This is a genomic window from Nocardia sp. NPDC005745 (assembly GCF_040630775.1).
GTDB lineage: Bacteria > Actinomycetota > Actinomycetes > Mycobacteriales > Mycobacteriaceae > Nocardia.
Genome location: NZ_JBEXYF010000011.1, coordinates 138,779 through 157,619, shown reverse-complemented (window position 1 = coordinate 157,619; position 18,841 = coordinate 138,779). Strand labels below are relative to the sequence as shown.

At 69.5% G+C, this 18,841-nt stretch carries 16 protein-coding genes and 1 tRNA gene; 10 read left to right on the top strand and 7 right to left on the bottom strand.

Translation table 11 applies throughout. The annotated features are described in order from the left end of the window. The first annotated feature begins 64 nt into the window (after positions 1-64). Positions 65-619: a TetR-like C-terminal domain-containing protein gene (locus tag ABZ420_RS14600; protein ID WP_357121968.1), complete on the top strand. Its 555-nt coding sequence runs from the start codon at positions 65-67 to the stop codon at positions 617-619. A gap of 21 nt (positions 620-640) precedes the next feature. Here ABZ420_RS14600 and ABZ420_RS14595 read toward each other — a convergent pair whose 3' ends face one another. Next, entirely contained in the window at positions 641-1,831 is a 1,191-nt protein-coding gene (locus tag ABZ420_RS14595; protein ID WP_357121965.1) for an aminotransferase class V-fold PLP-dependent enzyme, read from the bottom strand. A 176-nt stretch (positions 1,832-2,007) separates the two neighbouring features. Between ABZ420_RS14595 and egtA the strand changes: the two genes are divergently transcribed. From egtA to egtD, 4 genes are all read left to right on the top strand, one after another. Continuing rightward, positions 2,008-3,348 carry an ergothioneine biosynthesis glutamate--cysteine ligase EgtA gene (gene egtA, locus ABZ420_RS14590; protein WP_357121962.1) on the top strand — a complete coding sequence of 447 codons (1,341 nt, stop codon included), beginning with the start codon at positions 2,008-2,010 and terminating at the stop codon, positions 3,346-3,348. 100 nt (positions 3,349-3,448) lie between these two features. Beyond that, complete coding sequence (gene egtB, locus ABZ420_RS14585; RefSeq protein ID WP_357121959.1) at positions 3,449-4,795, top strand: ergothioneine biosynthesis protein EgtB; 1,347 nt, start codon at positions 3,449-3,451, stop codon at positions 4,793-4,795. A gap of 87 nt (positions 4,796-4,882) precedes the next feature. Then, positions 4,883-5,692 carry an ergothioneine biosynthesis protein EgtC gene (gene egtC, locus ABZ420_RS14580; RefSeq protein WP_357035832.1) on the top strand — a complete coding sequence of 270 codons (810 nt, stop codon included), beginning with the start codon at positions 4,883-4,885 and terminating at the stop codon, positions 5,690-5,692. Positions 5,693-5,709: 17 nt separating this feature from the next. Next, positions 5,710-6,681 (top strand): L-histidine N(alpha)-methyltransferase, encoded by a 972-nt coding sequence (gene egtD / locus ABZ420_RS14575; protein ID WP_357121957.1) that lies wholly within the window; start codon positions 5,710-5,712, stop codon positions 6,679-6,681. 22 nt (positions 6,682-6,703) lie between these two features. On the opposite strand, the gene ABZ420_RS14570 is transcribed toward egtD, so the two are convergent. The 6 genes from ABZ420_RS14570 to ABZ420_RS14545 form a co-directional block, all read right to left on the bottom strand. Continuing rightward, positions 6,704-7,351 (bottom strand): DUF2461 domain-containing protein, encoded by a 648-nt coding sequence (locus ABZ420_RS14570; protein WP_357121954.1) that lies wholly within the window; start codon positions 7,349-7,351, stop codon positions 6,704-6,706. A gap of 50 nt (positions 7,352-7,401) precedes the next feature. Continuing rightward, the gene (locus tag ABZ420_RS14565; protein WP_357121952.1) at positions 7,402-8,250 is read right to left on the bottom strand and encodes a hypothetical protein; all 849 of its coding nucleotides are present in this window, start codon (positions 8,248-8,250) and stop codon (positions 7,402-7,404) included. A gap of 104 nt (positions 8,251-8,354) precedes the next feature. Further along, a complete protein-coding gene (locus ABZ420_RS14560; protein ID WP_357121949.1) occupies positions 8,355-8,615 on the bottom strand; it encodes a hypothetical protein in 261 nt (86 codons plus the stop codon). Between the two features lie 94 nt (positions 8,616-8,709). Next, positions 8,710-9,690: a ribose-phosphate diphosphokinase gene (locus tag ABZ420_RS14555; protein ID WP_357121947.1), complete on the bottom strand. Its 981-nt coding sequence runs from the start codon at positions 9,688-9,690 to the stop codon at positions 8,710-8,712. Further along, positions 9,687-11,177: a bifunctional UDP-N-acetylglucosamine diphosphorylase/glucosamine-1-phosphate N-acetyltransferase GlmU gene (glmU, locus tag ABZ420_RS14550; protein ID WP_357121944.1), complete on the bottom strand. Its 1,491-nt coding sequence runs from the start codon at positions 11,175-11,177 to the stop codon at positions 9,687-9,689. The genes ABZ420_RS14555 and glmU overlap by 4 nt, the downstream gene beginning before the upstream one ends. A gap of 90 nt (positions 11,178-11,267) precedes the next feature. Beyond that, positions 11,268-11,338 (bottom strand) — tRNA-Gln (locus ABZ420_RS14545). A gap of 419 nt (positions 11,339-11,757) precedes the next feature. Between ABZ420_RS14545 and ABZ420_RS14540 the strand changes: the two genes are divergently transcribed. From ABZ420_RS14540 to ABZ420_RS14520, 5 genes are all read left to right on the top strand, one after another. Then, positions 11,758-12,372, top strand: a complete 615-nt coding sequence (locus ABZ420_RS14540; RefSeq protein ID WP_040869782.1) for a TetR/AcrR family transcriptional regulator — start codon at positions 11,758-11,760, stop codon at positions 12,370-12,372. 181 nt (positions 12,373-12,553) lie between these two features. Then, positions 12,554-13,201, top strand: coding sequence for a TetR/AcrR family transcriptional regulator (locus tag ABZ420_RS14535; RefSeq protein WP_357121941.1), 648 nt, complete (start codon positions 12,554-12,556; stop codon positions 13,199-13,201). 740 nt (positions 13,202-13,941) lie between these two features. Beyond that, positions 13,942-17,553, top strand: a complete 3,612-nt coding sequence (gene mfd, locus ABZ420_RS14530; RefSeq protein ID WP_357121938.1) for a transcription-repair coupling factor — start codon at positions 13,942-13,944, stop codon at positions 17,551-17,553. 149 nt (positions 17,554-17,702) lie between these two features. After that, positions 17,703-18,344 carry a MazG family protein gene (locus ABZ420_RS14525; RefSeq protein ID WP_357122134.1) on the top strand — a complete coding sequence of 214 codons (642 nt, stop codon included), beginning with the start codon at positions 17,703-17,705 and terminating at the stop codon, positions 18,342-18,344. Positions 18,345-18,414: 70 nt separating this feature from the next. Then, positions 18,415-18,738 carry a hypothetical protein gene (locus ABZ420_RS14520; RefSeq protein WP_357121935.1) on the top strand — a complete coding sequence of 108 codons (324 nt, stop codon included), beginning with the start codon at positions 18,415-18,417 and terminating at the stop codon, positions 18,736-18,738. Positions 18,739-18,841: the final 103 nt, after the last annotated feature.

Here is an 18,841-nt window from a genome sequence, read left to right as displayed (position 1 = left end):
TCGCGTAGACAGTGTCTATGTGCGGGAGTGTGGTTCTGCCGTGGCACGCGTAGACAATGTCCGCATGGCCGAGAGCGAGACGCTGCGAGATCGACTGGTCGACGTCGGCGTCGATCTGCTCGAAGAGGTGGGCGCCGCGCACCTGGGGTTGCGTGCGATCACCCGGGCGGCGGGCGTCTCGCACGGTGCGCCGCGGCGCTACTTCCCGACCCACCGCGCACTGCTGGCCGCCATTGCCGCGCGGGGGTTCGCCGACCTCGCCGACCGGTTCACCGCGGTGGAGGCCGAGTCCGCGCGCGACCGTCTCGGGCGGATGAGCGCCGAGTACATCGAGTTCGCCGCGCGGCGGCCGGAGATGTTCACCCTGATGTTCCGGCACGATCTGCTCGAAGGCTCCGGCGAGAACCTGCGGTCGGTCACCTTGCCGCTGTTCGCGCGGTTCGCCGAACTGGTCGGCGCGGCGGCGGGCACGACCGATCCGCGCGACCGCGCGATCGCCCTGTGGACGAATCTGCACGGCATCGCCACCACGCGGGCCAATCGCAGCCTGCGTCTGGTCGCACCCGGCGCCGACGTCGAGGCTCTGGTGGCCAGGGCACTCGCGGTGCATCTGGCCTGAGTGTCGCGGGCCGCTCGCGGCTCAAGCGCGCAGTTCCGCCACCGCGGTGACGAAGCGATCGAGTTCGTCGAAGCCGACGAAGCAGTGCGGCGAGGCGCGCACGACGGAGTCGAGGCCGCGGCCGGTCATATCCAGCAGGGTCGAACCGGCGTGGCTGACCGTGACCGTGATGTCCTGCGCAAGCAGCCGGTCGCGCACCTCGACGGAGTCGACGCCGTCCACGGTGAACGACACGATGCCGCTGTGCCGCAGACCGATGTCGCGCACGGTCACCCCCGGAATCTCCGGCAGCGCCTTGCGCAGGTGCTCGGCGCGGGCCGCGATCGCGGCGTAGACGTCTTCCGGGCCCAGTTCGAGCAGGTATCGCACAGCGGCGCCCAGGCCGAGCCTGCCCGCGACGTCGCATTCCCAGAACTCGAAGCGGCTGGCATCGGGCGCGAGCCGGTAGTCCTGCGGGCCGGTCCATTGCGCGCCGTGCAGGTCGAGCCGGGCGGGTTCCATCGAGCGCGCCAACTCCGGCCGCAGGTAGAGGAAACCGGTGCCGCGCGGGCCGCGCAACCACTTGCGGCCGGTGGCCGACAAGGCGTCGACGCCGAGCTCGGCCACGTCCAGGGGCAGCTGCCCGGCGGACTGACAGGCGTCCAGCAGCACCAGCGCGCCGACCGAGTGCGCGATCCGGGTCGCCTCGGCCGCGGGATTGACCAGCCCGCCGTTGGTCGGCGCGTGCAGCACCGACACCAGCTTGACCCGCTCGTCGACCAGCGCCGACAGCGCGTCCAAGTCGATCTGCCCGGTCCCGTCGCTGGGAATCCTCTCCACCGTGGCGCCGGTGGCGCGGGCCCGCTGCAGAGCGGCGATGGCGTTGCTGGCGTAGTCGGCCTCGGAGACCAGGATGCGATCGCCCGCGGCGAGCGGTACCGAGTAGAAGAAGTCCGCCCACGAACGCGTGGCGCTGTCGCTGAGCGCGATGCTCTCGGGTGCGGCGTTGATCAGCGCGCCGATCGCGGTCTTGACATCGGCCAGATCGTCGAGCCGCTCGTTCGCGGCGCGATAGCCGCCGATCTCCGCCTCCCTGCGCAGATGCGCGACGACGGTGTCGGTGACGACCCGAGGGGGCAGCGACGAGCCGGCGCTGTCGAGGAAAACGGGTCCCGGTCCGGGCCCCGGCGCGCATCCGGGAGTGTCGGCTCGTACGCGATCGTCATCCAGCATGGAGCCGACCCTATCGGGTGAATTGTTCGGCTTCATGTCGGTTTCTTGTCGGCCTGCGTCGCTACGCTGGATGGATCGCCGCACGCGAATTTCGGCCGGGGAGTGGAATACCGCCGAGCAGAATGGCGATAACCGAAGAGCAGCGGACTACGTCCCGGAGCCCACTGGAGGTTGGCATGGCGGTCACGCTCGAGAGTCCTGAGTCGGCCGGGTGTGCCACCGAGCAGGGAGAACTGTCCTCCCGCGCGGCGGCCGAAGCATATGTCGGAGGGGTGTGTTTCAAGCTCGGGCCACCAGCGCTGATCGGCGCCGAACTCGAATGGCTCACGGTGCAGGGTGAGTGTTCGGCGTCGGGTCCTTCGGCCGCTCCGCGCCCCCAGCTGTCCGCCATGGCGGACGCACTCGGACCGTACGCACCACGGTCCATCGCCCCCGATTCGCCGGCGCTCGCCTTGCCGGGGGGCAGCCGGGTCACTCTGGAACCCGGCGGTCAGATCGAACTCTCCAGCGCTCCCTACGGAGCTGCCGCGCAGCTGTGTGATCGGCTGCGCGATGATGCCCGCCTGTTGCGGGAACTTCTCGAATCCCGGTCCATCCGCCCCGTTTCCGTCGCCGCCGACGCGGACCGCCGCCCCAAGCGCTTGCTTCAGCTGCCGCGCTATCGCGCGATGGAGCGTTCCTTCGGTGGCATCGGACCGTTCGGCAAACTGATGATGTGCAATACCGCGGCCACCCAGGTCAGCGTCGACGCGGGGGCCGACCGCGCGGACGTCATCGCGCGCTGGAGCGCCCTGTACGCCGTCGGACCGGCGCTGCTGGCCGCCTTCGCCTGTTCACCCGGCCTGCGTGGCGCGCCGCCGGGAACATGGGCGTCTCAGCGCATGCGGGCCTGGTTGCGGCTGGACAACACGCGCACCCGCCCGCCGGTGCTGGACTGGGCCGACCCGATCGCCGCGTACGGCAGATGGGCGCTGGACGTGCCGCTGCTGTGCGTGCGCCCACCGGACGGCGGCGCCGAGGGCGGTGACGGCGACTGCGCGGAATGGTCCGCACCGCCCGGTGCGACCTTCGCCGACTGGCTGTCCGGCGCACTGGACGACGAGGTCGGCCGCCGCCCCGGCATCGGCGACCTCGACTACCACCTGACCACGCTGTTCCCGCCGGTGCGCGCTTCGGGCCACCTGGAGGTCCGCTACATCGACGCCCAGCCCGGCGATGCGTGGACCGTGCCGGTGCACGTGATCGACGCGCTCATGTCCAGCCCGGCAGTGGTCGCGGAGGCGAGCTCGATCGCCGCGCCGCTGGCCGGCCGCTGGGTCGATGCCGCCCGCTACGGATTGGCCGATCCCGACATCCGGGCCGGTGCGGTCGCCCTGCTACGCCTGGCGGCCGAGCACACCGCGACCGACGACGCGGCCCGTGCCGTGGAATCCGCCGCGAAACGATGTCGTCACGGACGCACCCCGACTGAAGACGACACCGAGCACAGCACGGAGCCCACGGAGACAGCCCTGTGACCAGCAGCCGACCGCATTTCCCCGACAGCGACCCGGTCGACCACGCCGAGTCGCCCAGCAGCGCAGACGCCGATCAGCACGAATCCCGGAGACGTTTCCCGTGACCACTTCCCATTCCGCCTTCACCGACCACTCCGGTACCGAACAGCTGCGCGACCGGATCGCCGAGGTGCTCACGCGCGCCCGGCAACGAACCCTCACCCTCACCGATTGCCTCGACGAAGCCGAACTGGTAGCCCAGCATTCGCGCCTGATGAGCCCACTCGTCTGGGACCTCGCGCACATCGGCAATCAGGAAGAACTCTGGCTCGTGCGCGACGTCGGCGGCCGCGACGCGGTGCGCGCCGACATCGACGAGCTCTACGACGCCTTCAAACACGCCCGCGCGAACCGGCCCGAACTACCGTTGCTCGATCCCGGCCAGGCCCGCGACTACGTCGGCGCCGTGCGGGACAAGGTGTGGGATGTGCTGGAGCGCAGCGACCTACGAGGCCGGCCACTGATCGATGACGGGTTCGCGTTCGGCATGATCGCCCAGCACGAGCAGCAGCACGACGAGACCATGCTGGCCACCCACCAGTTGCGCGCGGGCGCACCGGTGCTCGCCGCGGCGGCCGCACCCACCGCCGCGGCGCCGGTCACCGGGGAAGTCGTGATCCCCGCGGGCGAATTCACCATGGGCACCTCGACCGACGTGTGGGCGCTGGACAACGAACGCCCCGCGCATCCGGTCCGGGTGCCCGGCTTCGCGATCGACGCCGCGCCGGTGACCAACGAGCAATACCTGGCTTTCGTCGAGGACGGCGGCTATGAGCGGCCCGAGCTCTGGTCCGAGCGGGGCTGGGCGCACCGCACCGAGGCGGGCCTCGTCGCGCCGCAGTTCTGGGAGCGTGATCCGTCCGGGCGCTGGTGGCGGCGGGTATTCGGGGTGATGACCCCGCTGCGGCCGCGGCAGCCGGTCGTGCACGTGTGCTGGTTCGAGGCCGAGGCCTACGCGAACTGGGCGGGTAAGCGCCTGCCCACCGAAGCGGAGTGGGAGAAGGCGGCCAGGTTCGATCCGGCCACCGGCGCGTCGCGCCGATTCCCCTGGGGTGATGCCGATCCCGACGCGACCACCGCGAATCTCGGGCAGCGGCATCTGGAACCCGCCGAGGTCGGCGCGTATCCGTCCGGCGCGTCTCCCGCAGGCGTGCACCAGCTGATCGGTGACGTGTGGGAATGGACCGCTTCGGGTTTCGAGCCGTACCCGGGTTTCCGCGTGTTCCCGTACCGGGAGTACTCCGAGGTGTTCTTCGGCGGCGATTACCGTGTGCTGCGCGGCGGTTCCTTCGGCACCGATCCGGTGGCCTGTCGCGGCACCTTCCGGAACTGGGACCATCCGATCCGTCGCCAGATCTTCGCCGGGTTCCGCCTGGCGCGGGATCTGCGTCCGGGAGAAGGCGAGTGAGCGACGCCCGTCATTCCGGCCGGCGGCCGGACAGTTGTCCCGAGGTGAGCGGTCCGTACAGGTCGAAGGTGGCGTCGGCGGGTGCCGATGTGTAGACACCTGGGTTACATCGGCCCGCCGGTGCGGGTAGGCGACATGTTGACCCTCGGCTCCCATTCGCTGCACACGCAGGCATGGGCGCCGCGCGACATGCGCCACGGCGGCACCATCAACGCCGACGGGTTCGGCGTCGCCTGGTGGCGCGTCGGAGCGGACGACACGGTCACCGCCAGCCGTTACCGCAACGCGGCGCCGATCTGGACCGACCCGGCCGTGGACGAGGTACTTCCGCAGCTGGAGTCCGCCGCCGTGCTCGCAGCGGTGCGGTCGGCGACGGTCGGTATGCCGGTCGAGCGGTCCGCGTGCGCGCCGTTCACCCGTGACCGCTGGGCGTTCAGTCACAACGGCGTGGTGCCGGACTGGCGGCGCACGCTGACCGGCGTAGCCGAGGAGTTCGCGCTCATCGCCGCCGAACTCGGCGCCGAGGATCTGTTCACTCCCGCGCGGTTGCTGGAGGCGGAATCCGCCACCGACGCGGCCACGCTGTGGGTACTGCTGTGTGATCTGCTGGCGACCGGCGCACCGGACGGCGAGTGGTCCGCCGCTCCGGCGGCACTGCGGCTGCTGGTGTCCGCGATCCTCGACCGGGCGCCGGAAGCACGCCTGAATCTTCTGCTCTCCGACGGCGCGCAACTGTGGGCGACCACCTGCCACCATTCGTTGTCGGTGCTGGTCACCGACGATTTCGCGCTCGTGTCCTCCGAACCCTTCGACGACGACCCCCGGTGGCGGTCGATCCCGGACCGCAGCCTGGTGAGCGCCAGACCCGGCGCGCTGTCCGTCGACGCCCTCCTCTGACCCGAAAGGCCCGCGCCATGACCGCAGCCACGCTGGACATCCACCTCACCGAAGACGACCTGAACACGGCCCTGCGCTCGGACGCCACACAGGGCCTGACCGCGACCCCGAAATGGCTGCCGCCCAAATGGTTCTACGACGCCAAGGGCAGCGAACTCTTCGAGCGGATCACGGAGCTGCCCGAGTACTACCCGACGCGCACCGAGCGCGCGCTGCTCGAGCGGGTGGTCGACGAGATCGCCGACGCCGCCCAGGCCGAGGTGCTGGTCGAACTCGGCGCCGGATCGGCGGCCAAGACCCGTCTGCTGCTCACCGCCCTCAGCGCGCGCGGACCCTTGAAGACGTATGTACCGCAGGATGTTTCGTCCGCGGCGCTGCGGGCGGCGGCCGACGAGGTCGCGGCCGAGTTCCCTGGTCTCGGCGTGCACGGTGTGGTCAGCGATTTCACCGACACCCTCGACAACCTCCCGCGCGGCGGTCGCCGGATGATCGCCTTCCTCGGCGGCACCATCGGCAATCTCGTCCCCGAGGAGAGGGCCGAATTCCTCGCCAGGATCCACGCCGTGCTCGAGCCGGGTGAGCAACTGCTGCTCGGCGCCGGGCTGGTCACCGACCCGGCGGTGCTCGTGCCCGCCTACGACGACGCGGCGGGCGTCACCGCCGAGTTCAACCGGAATGTGCTGCACGTGTTGAACGCTCGCCTGCGCGCCGACTTCGCGCCGGAGAAGTTCCGGCACATCGCGGTCTGGGACGCGGCGCGGGAGTGGATCGAGATGCGGCTGGAGGCGAGCGAGGACATGACCGTCACGGTTGCCGACCTCGGTCTCACCGTGCGTTTCGGCCGCGGCGAACAGATGCGCACCGAGATCTCCGCGAAGTTCCGGGTCGATGGACTCGACGCCGAGCTCGCCGCCGCGGGCTTCGCCACCGGGCACGTGTGGACCGATCCGGACGATCGCTTCGCGCTGATCCTCGCCGGACGGCGCTGACCGGGGCTCCGGTCGGCGGCGGTCACCGGGAGGGCGCGCCGCCGACCACCGCCGCGAGCCACTCGACCAGCGGCCGCATCGTCTCCCACGCGGCGCGGACCTCCTTCGCCGTCCGCGGCGTGTCCAGCCAGCCGGGTGCGCCGAATTCCCTTCCGCACGTGATGGATTTGTGCCGCAACAGCTCGATGCGCGGATGGTCGGCGTCGTAACCCTTGGGTTTGGTCTTCAGCTTCTCCCCGCCGATGGTCAAGCCGGCGTCGGCGAGTTTCGCGAGGATCGCCGCCAGTTCGCCGCCGCGCACCTCGTCGTCGATGGTGGCGCGCAGTTGCGCGAGCTGATCGGGCGAGCCCTGATAGAAGCCGCTGCCGACGAACAGGCCCGCGGCGTTGATCTGGACGTACCAGCCGACGCCCGGCGCGGCACGCACCACCGCGCCCTGCGCGGTCTTGTACGGCGTCTTGTCCTTGGCGAATCGCACGTCCCGATATGGCCGGAAGATCTTCGCCGCGCCGAAATCCGGCTCCAGCTCGGCTACGAGCGCCTTCATCGGCGTGAGTACCGATTCGTCGTAAACATTCTTGTGCTCGGTCCAGAAAGCTTTGGAGTTGTCGGCCTCCAAGTCTTCGTAGAAGTCCAGCCCGGCCAGCGGGAAGCCCGTGAATCCGGTCATGCGCGCACACTCGCCGCGCTGGTGTCACCGAAGGAACGCATACCGGAAATCTACGTCGTGAAGTCTCCGCCGAACACGGCGAACCCCACGATGAAGCCGATGACCATCCCGACGGCCGCCGCGATCGCTGCCCATTTGCCGAGCGATTCGCCCTTGTTGTGCCCGACGATCCCCAGGATTATCCCGGCCGGACCGAACAAGATCGGGCAGAACAGCACCGCGGTCACCGCGCAGACGAACCCGATGATCGAGTACACCTGGCTCCCCGGCGGCCTCGGCGGGGTGGCATACGGCTCGTACCCCTCCTGCGGGTAGGACGGGTAGCCGTATTGCGGACCGGCCGCCGGTTGGTCGTACCCTCCGCCCGCCGGGTACTGAGGTTGCCCGGCCGGCGGATACGGTTGCCCGGCGTCGGCGGCCTGTCCGTACGGCGGGTAGGGCAGTTGTCCGCCCGACCCGTATCGAGCGTGGTCGTCCGGTGTGAACCGGCGTGTCTCCTCGTCGGTCGGAGGCTGGGGAGCGGAACCCGACAGCGGGGACCCCGGCGCGGCGGGTTCGGCGCCCCAGGACTGCTGGCCGCCCGGCCCGTCGGCGCCCCAGGGCTGAGGTTCGGCCGGTTGACCGCTGGGTTCCGCGCCCCACTGACCGCCCAGCGGGCCCGCGGGCGGTGTGCCGCCCGACTGCCACCATTGGTCCGCCGAACCCTGCTCGCTTTCCGGTGGCCGCGCGGCGGCCGGATCGTGCTCGGTGGGTGGTGCGCCGGTCTGGGCCGGGGCGGCGCCGGTCAGTGGCTGAGCGGGCTCGTCACCGGAGGTCTCACCGGTCTGTTTCGGCAACGACGGTGCCTCCGGCTCCCGCCGCTCGTCGTCGGTGTGGTCCGGATCCTTCGGCGTGCTCATCGCACCCTCCTCGTGTCGTCCCGGTCACGCAACCTATGCCTACCACGCTGCACGCGTCGTGATAGCCGATTGCTACAGCGTGGCGAGTCGGGGCGGTACTCGGCTCAGAGGTCCTCGTCGTCGACGATCTCGATCGCGGCCACCTCAGCGGACCGGTCGTCCGCCTCGTCGTCCTCGGTGCGGCCGTCGTGCGGCGTCCACTCCTGATCCAGCTCGTCACCGATGCCGAGCCTGCCGTCGTCCTCGTCCTCGTGGTAGCGGATGCGCAGGTCGTCGGGCGGATCCTCGATATTGCGCTGATACTCGCGGATCTCGTCCTCCTGGTCGTCATCCCCCATCTCGGTCTCCAACGGGTCAGTGTCCATACCCTCGGTATCCCCACCGATCGCCGCGGCTAACGCGAACGCGGAAACGGCGGCCCGGACCGGAGTCCGAGCCGCCGTTTCCGCGGTGTGAGGCTTAGGCGTTGCCGTTGAAAAGGCCGGTGACCGAACCGTTTTCGAAGACCTCGCGGATGGTGCGGGCCAGCAGCGGCGCGATGGAGAGCACGGTGAGCTGCGGGAACTTCTTCTCTTCCACCAGCGGGAGGGTGTTGGTCACCACGACCTCCTTGGCGCCGCAGTTGGCGAGGCGCTCGGCGGCGGGCGCGCTCAGCACGCCATGGGTCGCGGCGATGACCACGTCACCCGCGCCGGCCTCCTTCAGCACCTTGACCGCGCCCGCGATGGTGCCGCCGGTGTCGATCATGTCGTCGATCAGGATGCAGGTGCGGCCCTCCACCTCGCCGACCACGCGGTTGGACTTCACCTGGTTGGGCACCAGCGGGTCGCGGGTCTTGTGGATGAAGGCCAGCGGCGAGCCGCCCAGCGAGTCGGCCCACTTCTCGGCGACGCGCACGCGGCCGGAGTCAGGGGAGACGACGGTGATGTGTTCGAGGCTGTAGTTGGTGCGGATATACTCCGCCAGCTGCAGCTGCGCGTGCATGTGATCGACGGGGCCGTCGAAGAAGCCCTGGATCTGGTCGGTGTGCAGGTCGACGGTGATGATCCGGTCCGCGCCCGCGGTCTTCAGCAGATCCGCGACCAGACGGGCCGAGATGGGCTCGCGGCCGCGGTGCTTCTTGTCCTGGCGGGCGTACGGGTAGAACGGCAGCACCGCGGTGATCCGCTTGGCCGAGCCGCGCTTGAGCGCGTCGATCATGATGAGCTGCTCCATCAGCCACTTGTTCAGTGGCGCGGGGAAGCTCTGCAGGACGAAGGCGTCGGAACCACGGACCGACTCCTCGAACCGGACGAAGATCTCGCCGTTGGCGAAGTCCCGCGCGATCTGCGGCGTGACGTGGACGTCGAGTTCCTTGGCGACCTGCTCGGCCAGCTCAGGATGAGCGCGTCCCGAGAAGAGCATGAGGTTCTTCTGGTTATCGATCCATGACGCGGTCACTGCTGATTGCCATCCTTTTGCTCTATTGCCTGACCCGACATCTCCTTGGCCGCGACGGCTTCCGCCGCCGCGCGGGCCGCGTCCGTCCCCGGACGGTGTCGCTGCACCCAGCCCTCGATGTTCTTCTGCGGTCCGCCGGAGACCGCGAGAGCTCCGGGCGGAACGTTTCTGCGCAGTACAGTACCCGCCGCCGTATAGGCTCCGTCACCCACCGTCACCGGCGCGACGAACATGGTGTCGCTGCCGGTGCGCACATGCGAACCGACCACGGTGTGGTGCTTGGTCACCCCGTCGTAGTTGACGAAGACGCTGGACGCACCGATGTTGCTGTGCTCCCCGATGGTGGCGTCGCCGACGTAGGTCAGGTGCGGGACCTTCGAATGCGCGCCGATCGAGGCGTTCTTGGTCTCGACGAACGCGCCGAGCTTGCCCACCTCGCCCACGACGGTGCCGGGCCGCAGGTAACTGAACGGGCCGATGGTCGCCTTCGGGCCGATGGTGGCGCCCTCGCCGTGGGTGCGGATCACCCGGGCGCCGTCGCCCACGACGACGTCGGTGAGCGTGCTGTCCGGGCCGATCTCGGCGTCCTCGCCGACGACGGTGTTGCCGATAAGTTGCACGCCGGGGCGCAGCACGGCGTCCCTTCCGATGCGCACACCGGCGTCGACCCAGGTCGAGGCGGGATCCATGATCGTGACGCCCGCGCGCATGTGGCGTTCCAGGATGTAGCGGTTGAGCGTGTGCGCCGCCGAGGCCAGTTGCACCCGGTCGTTGACGCCGGTGACCTTGGCCGCGTCGACCAGGCGTGCGCCGTGCACCGGGTGACCGGCCTCGCGGGCCAGGCGCAGCACGTCGGTGAGGTACAGCTCGTGCTGGGCGTTGGCGGTGGACAGCCGGCTGATCATGGTGCGCAGCACCGCCGCGTCGAACGCGTACACACCGGAGTTCACCTCGGTGATCGCGGCCTGCTCCGGGGTGGCGTCGGCGTGCTCGACGATCTCGGCCAGCTGGCCCTCCGCGTCGCGCACGATGCGGCCGTAGCCGTTCGGGTCCGGCGGTACGAAGGTCAGCACGGTGACGGCGGGGCGTTCGGCGTAGCTGCGGTGCTCGTCGAGCAGTGCGGCCAGGGTGTGCCCGTCCAGCAGCGGCACGTCCGCGGAAGTGACCAGTACGTCACCGGTAAAGCCGACCGGCAGGGCGGCCAGCGCGCACTGCACGGCGTGCCCGGTACCGAGCTGCTGTTCCTGGATCGCCGGGGTGATCTCCCGGCCCAGCTCGTCGGCCACCGCGGTCACCGCCGCGCCGACTTGCTCGCGGTCGTGCCCCACCACGGTGATGAGGTACGCGGGGTCTATCTCGTTCGCCGCATGCAGCGCGTGGGCGAGCATGCTCCGACCGGCCAGCGAATGCAGGACCTTGGGGGTCTTCGACCGCATTCGCGTCCCGGCACCGGCTGCGAGAACGACGACGGCGGTCTGCTGTGGCATGGATCTCCCTCGGCTGCCTGTCCTCGTGCGGGGCATCGTCGTGCTTGGTCAGCGATCTGCGGGCCAACGATAGGGCATCGTGCTCTCGAGCTCCGCCGCCAGGACTCGAACCTGAACTCTCTGAACCAAAATCAGATGTGCTGCCATTACACCACGGCGGATTGCCACACCGGCGGTTGGCGAACACCCCGCCGCTGTGCCACGGCACGGGATGAATCCTCGCATACTCGGCCGCCTCCCCGCGAATTGTTCGGCCCGCCTGTCCGCGTATTCCGGCCGTACCAGGGCGGAGCCGGGACGGCCGGAGACACGCCGGCGGCGGACCGGTGGGCCGGGCGGGTGGATCCCCGTCCGGTCTGGGACAGTGGTATCCGAATGCCGGTGTCGTGCGTCGGAGCCCCGGTGCGACGGCCGACTCGACACGCACGAGGGCAACTCGCCGGGCTCGCCCGCGACCCGCCCGGCATGCGACCGTCGGTCGGAGGGAAACCGCCGAGGCACTCACGACCGGCAACAACGCGGAGAGGGCGGAGGAGCAGGGGTGTCTTCGGGTGAGTCGCATCGAGTGTCCCGGCCGCGGATGACCGGCACGCAGCGGCGTCAGCAGCTCATCGAGATCGGGCGCGCGCTGTTCGCCGAACGCGGTTACGACGCGACCTCCATCGAGGAGATCGCGCAACGCGCCCAGGTCTCCAAACCCGTGGTGTACGAACACTTCGGCGGCAAGGAGGGGTTGTACGCGGTCGTCGTCGACCGCGAGATGTCGATGCTGCTCGACATGATCACCTCCTCGCTCACGCAGAACCGATCGCGTATCCGGCTCGAACAGGTCGCGCTGGCACTGCTGACCTACATCGAAGAACGAACCGACGGGTTTCGAATTCTGGTGCGCGATCAGCCCGCCGCGGCGGCCGAGGGCAGGTACTCCAGTTTGCTCAACGAGGCGACCAATCAGGTGGCGCACATCCTGGCCGGAGATTTCGCGCGGCGCGGGTTCGACACCAGTCTGTCCACCCTCTACGCGCAGGCGCTCGTCGGCCAGGTCGCCACCGCCGCGACCTGGTGGCTCGATGAGCGCCAACCCTCGAAAGAGGTTGTGGCGGCACACTTGGTGAACCTGTGCTGGAACGGGCTGAGCCATCTGGAGGCCGAGCCGCAACTGAGTTCGGAGTGGCGCGCGAGCGCGGGTGAGTGACCCGGATTGTTAACCAGCAAATTGCGCGGCGGGTCTTGTCGAATGCTCGAATTGGCTGCCGGGCGCGCGCCTGGTGGTACGGTTCACCCATCCTTTGGGTGCTGTTCGGGCGGTAAGTCGGTCAACTTCGGGATGTCGGTCTACTTCAGGATGGCTGGTTTTGGGATGACAGGCGGATCTGATGGCTAGGCAAGCGCGCGCGGAGATCACCCGCGACTCCGTCCTGGCAGGCGCGGCCGATGTCTTTCTGCGCTTGGGATATGCGAATGCGAGCCTGAGCGAGATCATCGCGCAGTCCAATGTGACCAAGGGCGCCTTGTATTTTCACTTCGGTTCGAAGGAAGAGCTGGCGCGCGCCGTGGTCGACCAGGGCAACGAGCGACTGACCAGCTCGTGTCAGGGCTTCTTCGATCCCCGGGTGCCCGCGCTGGAAGCGTGCATCGGCATCACCTATGTCGTCGCCGATCTATCGATGAACGACCCGATGGTCGGCGCCATGCTGAAGCTGACCCACCAGATCGGCGACTACCGCGGCGCCCAAGGCGACAACATCGCCAAGAACTGGGGCGACACCTACCGGCTGCTCGCCGAGCGAGCCATCGCCCAGGGCGACCTGATCGCCGACCTGGACGCGGAGGTCATCGGCCTGCTCTGGCAGGAGATGGCCGCGGGCGTGCACATCATCGCCGTCGGCACCGAATCCATCGACCAGATGGCGGCCCGGATGGAGCGCGCGTGGTACTTCCTGCTCCCGGCCCTCGTGCCGCCGGAGAAGTTGTCCTACTTCCGCGAGTTCGCCGCTAGGCGCCTGCGCCGCTACGTGCCGTAGTCTTTGGCAGCGCCTTCGGCGCTGCGTGTTCGCGGCCCCTTTTTGGCTCGCGTTTGCGCGACCGCCGCTTGCTCCTTCGTCGCCTACGCGACGGCCGCGCAAACGCGAGCCGGGCCGCGAACGGCGCATGCTCGGTCTCGCTTCGCTCGGAACCGGGAGTTGGGGTACGCGGGGCGCGTCGGTGTTCGAAGTCGGGATGAAGTGCGCGCGGCTCGGGTGGGTGGGGTTCGGGTCGACCGGTGTGGGTGATTCGTTGACGGTATGGCCGCGTTCGGGCTCGCGGCGGGCCGGGAGCGGCGCATGCTCGGTGTCATTTGGCTCGAAACTCGGGGTTGGGTGAGCGGGGCCGCGTCGGCGTTCGAACTCGGGATTGCCCGGGAGCGGCTGACCGGTGTGCGCCTCGGTGCTGGTCGCGGCGGACGGGGCGGTGCCGGCACGAGTCCGGTCCGGGTTCGCTTCGCTCGTCCTCCTGGAGTCGCGCATGTCCGCTTATCGTCGAAGCCGGGGCTGACTCTCGGGACCTCCGCGACACGATGCGATCGCCGGTGCTCCGACCGGTCCGCCGGAGTGCAACCAGGTGATCGCGTGTTCGCGGCGGAGTCGCCCGAACGTGGTCGCTCCGGCGCACGCCGGCGGTAGCCGTGAGCGCGCGTCCCCGCAGGCGCTGCAATTACGGGACACCCGCTTAACTAGACTCGGTTGGCCGCTCGAACCGTGTCGCCTGCGCTCAGGAGTTGTCGATGTCCACCCACCGCCCACCGTTGGCGGGACTGGCCGCTGCGGCCGGTGCCGATACCTCGCTACGGACCGTCGCGGAGCTGATCGGCACCACGTCGGTCGAGCTGGTCGCGCCGTCGGCGGTGCGGCCGTTCGTCGCGGCGCGGGTGGCCGCCGAGCGGCCGCTGGTGGTGGTCACGGCCACGGGGCGGGAGGCCGACGACCTGACCGTCGAGCTGGCGGAGATGCTCGGTCCCGCGGTCGCGCAGTTCCCGTCCTGGGAGACGTTGCCGCACGAGCGGCTCTCGCCGGGCGCGGACACGGTGGGGCGCAGGCTGGAGGTGCTGCGCCGGATCGCACACCCCGACGACCCGCATTTCCCCGCGCCACTGCGCGTGGTGGTGACCACGGTGCGATCGCTGATGCAGCCGATGGCGGGCGGTCTCGGCGACATCGAGCCGATCGTGCTGCGCGTGGGCGTCGAGCTGGACTTCGACGAATTGCTCGTGCGGCTGGTGGAATTCGCTTACACCCGGGTCGACATGGTGGGCAAGCGCGGCGAGTTCGCGGTGCGCGGCGGCATCCTCGATGTCTTCCCGCCCACCGCCGACCATCCGGTGCGTGTCGAGTTCTGGGGCGACGAGATCACCGAACTGCGGCCGTTCGCCGTCGCCGACCAGCGCTCGCTGCCGGACGTCGCGGTGGACGTCGTGGTCGCGCCGCCGTGCAGGGAGCTGCTGCTCACCGCCGAGGTGCGCGAGCGGGCCGCCGAGGTGGCCGCCGCCAACTCCGCCGACGCGGCGCTGGTGGAGATGCTGGAGAAACTGGCCCAGGGCATCCCGGTAGAGGGCATGGAAGCGCTGCTGCCGGTGTTGCGACCGGGGCAGCTGCGGTTGCTCACCGAGGTGCTGCCGGAAGGCACCCACGTGCTGCTGTGCGATCCGGAGAAGATCCGCACCCGCGCCGCCGACCTGGTGCGCACCGGTGAGGAATTCCTGGAGGCGTCCTGGACGGCTGCCTCGTTCGGTGGCGCCGCGCCGCTCGGCGGCCATGGGCTCGACCTTGCCGCGTCGGCCTACCAGCCGCTGTCCGACGTCCACGCCAGCGCCGACCGGCAGGGTCTGCCCTGGTGGACGCTGAGCCCGCTCGCCTCCGGCGATTCGTCCGAGGTCGTCCTGCGGGTGCTGCCCGGCCCCACCGCGCGCGGGTCCGACGAACTGGTGGCGACAATGTTCGCCTCGTTGCGCGCCCACGTGACCACCGGCGGCAGGGCCGTGGTGGTCGTCGCAGGTCACGGCACCGCGCAGCGCATCATGGAACGGCTGGCGGATGCCGACGTGCCCGCCGCGGCGCTGGCGACCGGCGCCGAGCCGAACGAGGGTGTGGTGGGCGTGCTGTGCGGCTCGCTGCACGACGGCCTGGTGTTCGAAGACGCCCGTTTGGTGGTGGTCGCCGAGTCCGACCTGACCGGCAACCGGGTCACCGCGCCGACCGAGGGCAAGCGGATGCCCGCGAAGCGGCGCAACCAGGTCGACCCGCTCGCGTTGAGCGCCGGTGACATGGTGGTGCACGACCAGCACGGCATCGGCAAGTTCGTCGAGATGATCGAACGCACCGTCGGCGGCGCCCGCCGCGAGTACCTGGTGATCGAGTACGCGCCGGGCAAGCGGGGCCAGCCCGGCGACCGGCTGTTCGTGCCGATGGAGTCGCTCGACCAGCTCTCCCGCTACGTCGGCGGCGAGATGCCCAGCCTGTCCAAGCTCGGCGGCTCGGACTGGGCCAACACGAAACGCAAGGCGCGCAAGGCCGTTCGCGAAATCGCGGGCGAACTCGTGCAGCTGTACGCGGCCCGCCAGGCCGCGCCGGGCCACGCCTTCGGGGCCGACACGCCGTGGCAGAAGGAGATGGAGGACGCGTTCGCGTTCACCGAGACCGTCGACCAGATGACCGCCATCGCCGAGGTGAAGGCGGATATGGAGAAGCCGGTCCCGATGGACCGCGTGGTCTGCGGCGACGTCGGCTACGGCAAGACCGAGATCGCGGTGCGCGCGGCGTTCAAGGCGGTGCAGGACGGCAAACAAGTCGTCGTGCTGGTGCCGACCACGCTGCTCGCCCAACAGCATCTACAGACGTTCGCCGAGCGTGTCGCGGGTTTCCCGATCACAGTGAAGGGCCTGTCCCGCTTCACCGATCCGGCCGAGGCCCGCGCCGTGCTGGAGGGAATGGCCGACGGCAGCGTCGACATCGTGGTGGGCACCCACCGGCTGCTACAGACCGGCGTGCGCTGGAAGGACCTCGGCCTCGTCGTGGTCGACGAGGAGCAGCGGTTCGGTGTCGAGCACAAGGAGCACATCAAGGCGCTGCGCACGCACGTCGACGTGCTTACCATGTCGGCGACCCCGATCCCGCGCACCCTGGAGATGAGCCTGGCGGGGATCCGCGAGATGTCGACCATCCTCACCCCGCCGGAGGAACGCCACCCGGTGCTCACCTATGTGGGCGGATACAACGACAAGCAGGTAACCGCCGCGATCCGCCGCGAACTGCTGCGCGACGGGCAGGTCTTCTACGTGCACAACCGGGTGTCGTCGATCGACAAGGCCGCCAAGCGGATTCGTGATCTCGTGCCGGAGGCGCGGGTGGTGGTCGCGCACGGCCAGATGAACGAGGACGCGCTGGAGTCCACCGTGGAGGGTTTCTGGCAGCGCGAATACGACGTGCTGGTGTGCACCACGATCATCGAGACCGGCCTGGACATCTCCAACGCCAACACACTGATCGTGGAACGCGCCGATGCGCTGGGCCTTTCGCAGTTGCACCAGCTGCGCGGCCGGGTCGGGCGCAGCCGGGAACGCGGCTACGCCTACTTCCTGTACCCGCCGGAGAAGCCGCTCACCGAGACGGCCTACGACCGGTTGGCCACCATCTCGCAGAACTCCGACCTCGGCGCGGGCATGGCGGTCGCGATGAAGGACCTCGAGATCCGCGGCGCGGGCAACGTGCTCGGCGCCGAGCAGTCCGGTCACGTCGCGGGCGTCGGCTTCGATCTCTACGTGCGGCTGGTCGGCGAGGCCGTCGAGGCGTACCGCGCCGCCGCCGACGGCAAGCCGATCACCACCGAGGAGGTCAAGGAGGTGCGCATCGACCTGCCCGTGGACGCGCACATCCCGCCCGACTACATCGCCAGCGACCGGCTGCGCCTGGAGGCGTATCGCAAACTGGCCGCCGCGCAAGAGGATGCGGCGCTCGCACTGGTCGTGGACGAACTCGTCGACCGTTACGGCCCGCTGCCGGTGGAGGTCGGGCGCCTGGTGTCGGTGGCCAAGTTGCGGCTGCTCGCCCGCGAGTACGAGGTCACCGAGATCGCGGTCACCGGGACGACGTTGAAGATCTCGCCCCTGCATCTGCCCGATTCCAAGCAGATGCGGCTCAAGCGGCTCTACCCGAGCGCGGGATACCGCGCCGCGTCCGGAGTGGTGCAGCTTCCGTTGCCGCGTGTCGAGGACAGTGTCGGGGCCGAGCGCGTCCGAGATGTTGTGCTGCTGCAATTCGTCGCCGATCTGCTGCTGGCGTTGGACGGGAAGGCGCAAGGGGCGGTCGATCTCACCGTCGCCGCCGAGATGGCGCCGCGATGAGTTCTACGGGTCGCGACGAGTCCGTCCTTCGAGCCGCCCGGCATCGTGCCGCCGCGGGCGTGCCGTCCGGTAGCGCGCCGAACGGCGACTCGCTGCCGCCCACGGACACAGCGGTGGTCGCGGCGGGGCTGGCCGGTGCCGTCGAGGTGATGGACCGCCTCTGGCATTTCGGTGGGTGGGAGGTCACCCAGACCCACGATTCCCTGCGTCCCTATCTGCTCGAGGAGACCTACGAGCTGCTCGACGCCATCCAGCACAGCGATGCAGAGACGATCAAGGAAGAACTCGGAGACCTGCTGTTGCAAGTGCTGTTCCATTCCCGGATCGCCGAGGCAGCGGGGGAATTCACGGTCGACGACGTCGCCGCAGCCCTGGTCGCCAAGCTGGTCAACCGCAGCCCGCACCTCGTCGACGCCCCGATCGATCCGTCCGCCTCGGTAGCGGAGAAGATCGCCGCGCAGGAACGCGCCTGGGAGGAGCGCAAATCCGCCGAGAAGTCCCGCCGCTCCTGCCTGGACGGCATCGCCATGGCCCAGCCCGCCCTGGCACTCGCCGAGAAGGTCATCTCCCGCAGCACCAGGGCCGGTCTCCCGCCCGATCTCGTTCCCGAAGCGCTGCGGGTGGTGCGTCTCGGTGGTCCGGAAAGCGCCGAGGAACGTCTCCGCAAAGCGACGCTGACGTTCGCCGCCGCTATCCGTGCGACGGAGGACGCGGCGGAAAAAGAGCGCGGTGAACGTTTGCCGCTGACCGCCGAGGATTGGCGCGCTTTCTGGCCGGAGGAAGACGAGTAGGGAAGCCATGGTGCTCGGAGGCGGTCGGTGAAGAATCCTCGCGAACTTCCGGATCACGGACACTGAGAGAATGTCGTACCCCGAACTGAACGCGCAACCGCAATGGCACTCGACAGCGAACGGCAGATTTCCCGTCGCCGCTCACGTCGGCGGCCAGTGGTGGGTACTGCGGATGAATAGTTTCCCCGACCACCCGCTGTGGACACTGTTCATCGACGGCGCAGCACGTTTCGACATGGATGACACCCCGGCCACCTGGGGCCGGCCGAGCGCCCGATCCTTACCGCCGCTCGAGCCCAGCACCGCCGAACAGATCTTAGTGCCTATCCGGGACTTCACGGCGTACGGCAGTGAAGCAGGAAAACCCTGCGACGACCCAGTTTGCTGCGGATGACGAACGTGCGCATGGACATCTGGCCGAACCGACCTGCCGCGCGGAACGCCTGCGCGAGGACACCCGCCTTTGCGCAACCATCCGCGCGGCGGAAGGCGCCGGC

What these genes read in the sequence shown, in the direction of transcription:
- ABZ420_RS14600 (WP_357121968.1), top strand. Translation starts at nt 65, where the DNA reads ATGGCCGAGAGCGAGACGCTGCGAGATCGACTGGTCGACGTCGGCGTC.
- ABZ420_RS14595 (WP_357121965.1), bottom strand. Translation starts at nt 1,831, where the DNA reads ATGCTGGATGACGATCGCGTACGAGCCGACACTCCCGGATGCGCGCCG.
- egtA (WP_357121962.1), top strand. Translation starts at nt 2,008, where the DNA reads ATGGCGGTCACGCTCGAGAGTCCTGAGTCGGCCGGGTGTGCCACCGAG.
- egtC (WP_357035832.1), top strand. Translation starts at nt 4,883, where the DNA reads ATGTGTAGACACCTGGGTTACATCGGCCCGCCGGTGCGGGTAGGCGAC.
- egtD (WP_357121957.1), top strand. Translation starts at nt 5,710, where the DNA reads ATGACCGCAGCCACGCTGGACATCCACCTCACCGAAGACGACCTGAAC.
- ABZ420_RS14570 (WP_357121954.1), bottom strand. Translation starts at nt 7,351, where the DNA reads ATGACCGGATTCACGGGCTTCCCGCTGGCCGGGCTGGACTTCTACGAA.
- ABZ420_RS14565 (WP_357121952.1), bottom strand. Translation starts at nt 8,250, where the DNA reads ATGAGCACGCCGAAGGATCCGGACCACACCGACGACGAGCGGCGGGAG.
- ABZ420_RS14560 (WP_357121949.1), bottom strand. Translation starts at nt 8,615, where the DNA reads ATGGACACTGACCCGTTGGAGACCGAGATGGGGGATGACGACCAGGAG.
- glmU (WP_357121944.1), bottom strand. Translation starts at nt 11,177, where the DNA reads ATGCCACAGCAGACCGCCGTCGTCGTTCTCGCAGCCGGTGCCGGGACG.
- ABZ420_RS14540 (WP_040869782.1), top strand. Translation starts at nt 11,758, where the DNA reads ATGACCGGCACGCAGCGGCGTCAGCAGCTCATCGAGATCGGGCGCGCG.
- ABZ420_RS14535 (WP_357121941.1), top strand. Translation starts at nt 12,554, where the DNA reads ATGGCTAGGCAAGCGCGCGCGGAGATCACCCGCGACTCCGTCCTGGCA.
- mfd (WP_357121938.1), top strand. Translation starts at nt 13,942, where the DNA reads ATGTCCACCCACCGCCCACCGTTGGCGGGACTGGCCGCTGCGGCCGGT.
- ABZ420_RS14525 (WP_357122134.1), top strand. Translation starts at nt 17,703, where the DNA reads ATGGACCGCCTCTGGCATTTCGGTGGGTGGGAGGTCACCCAGACCCAC.
- ABZ420_RS14520 (WP_357121935.1), top strand. Translation starts at nt 18,415, where the DNA reads ATGTCGTACCCCGAACTGAACGCGCAACCGCAATGGCACTCGACAGCG.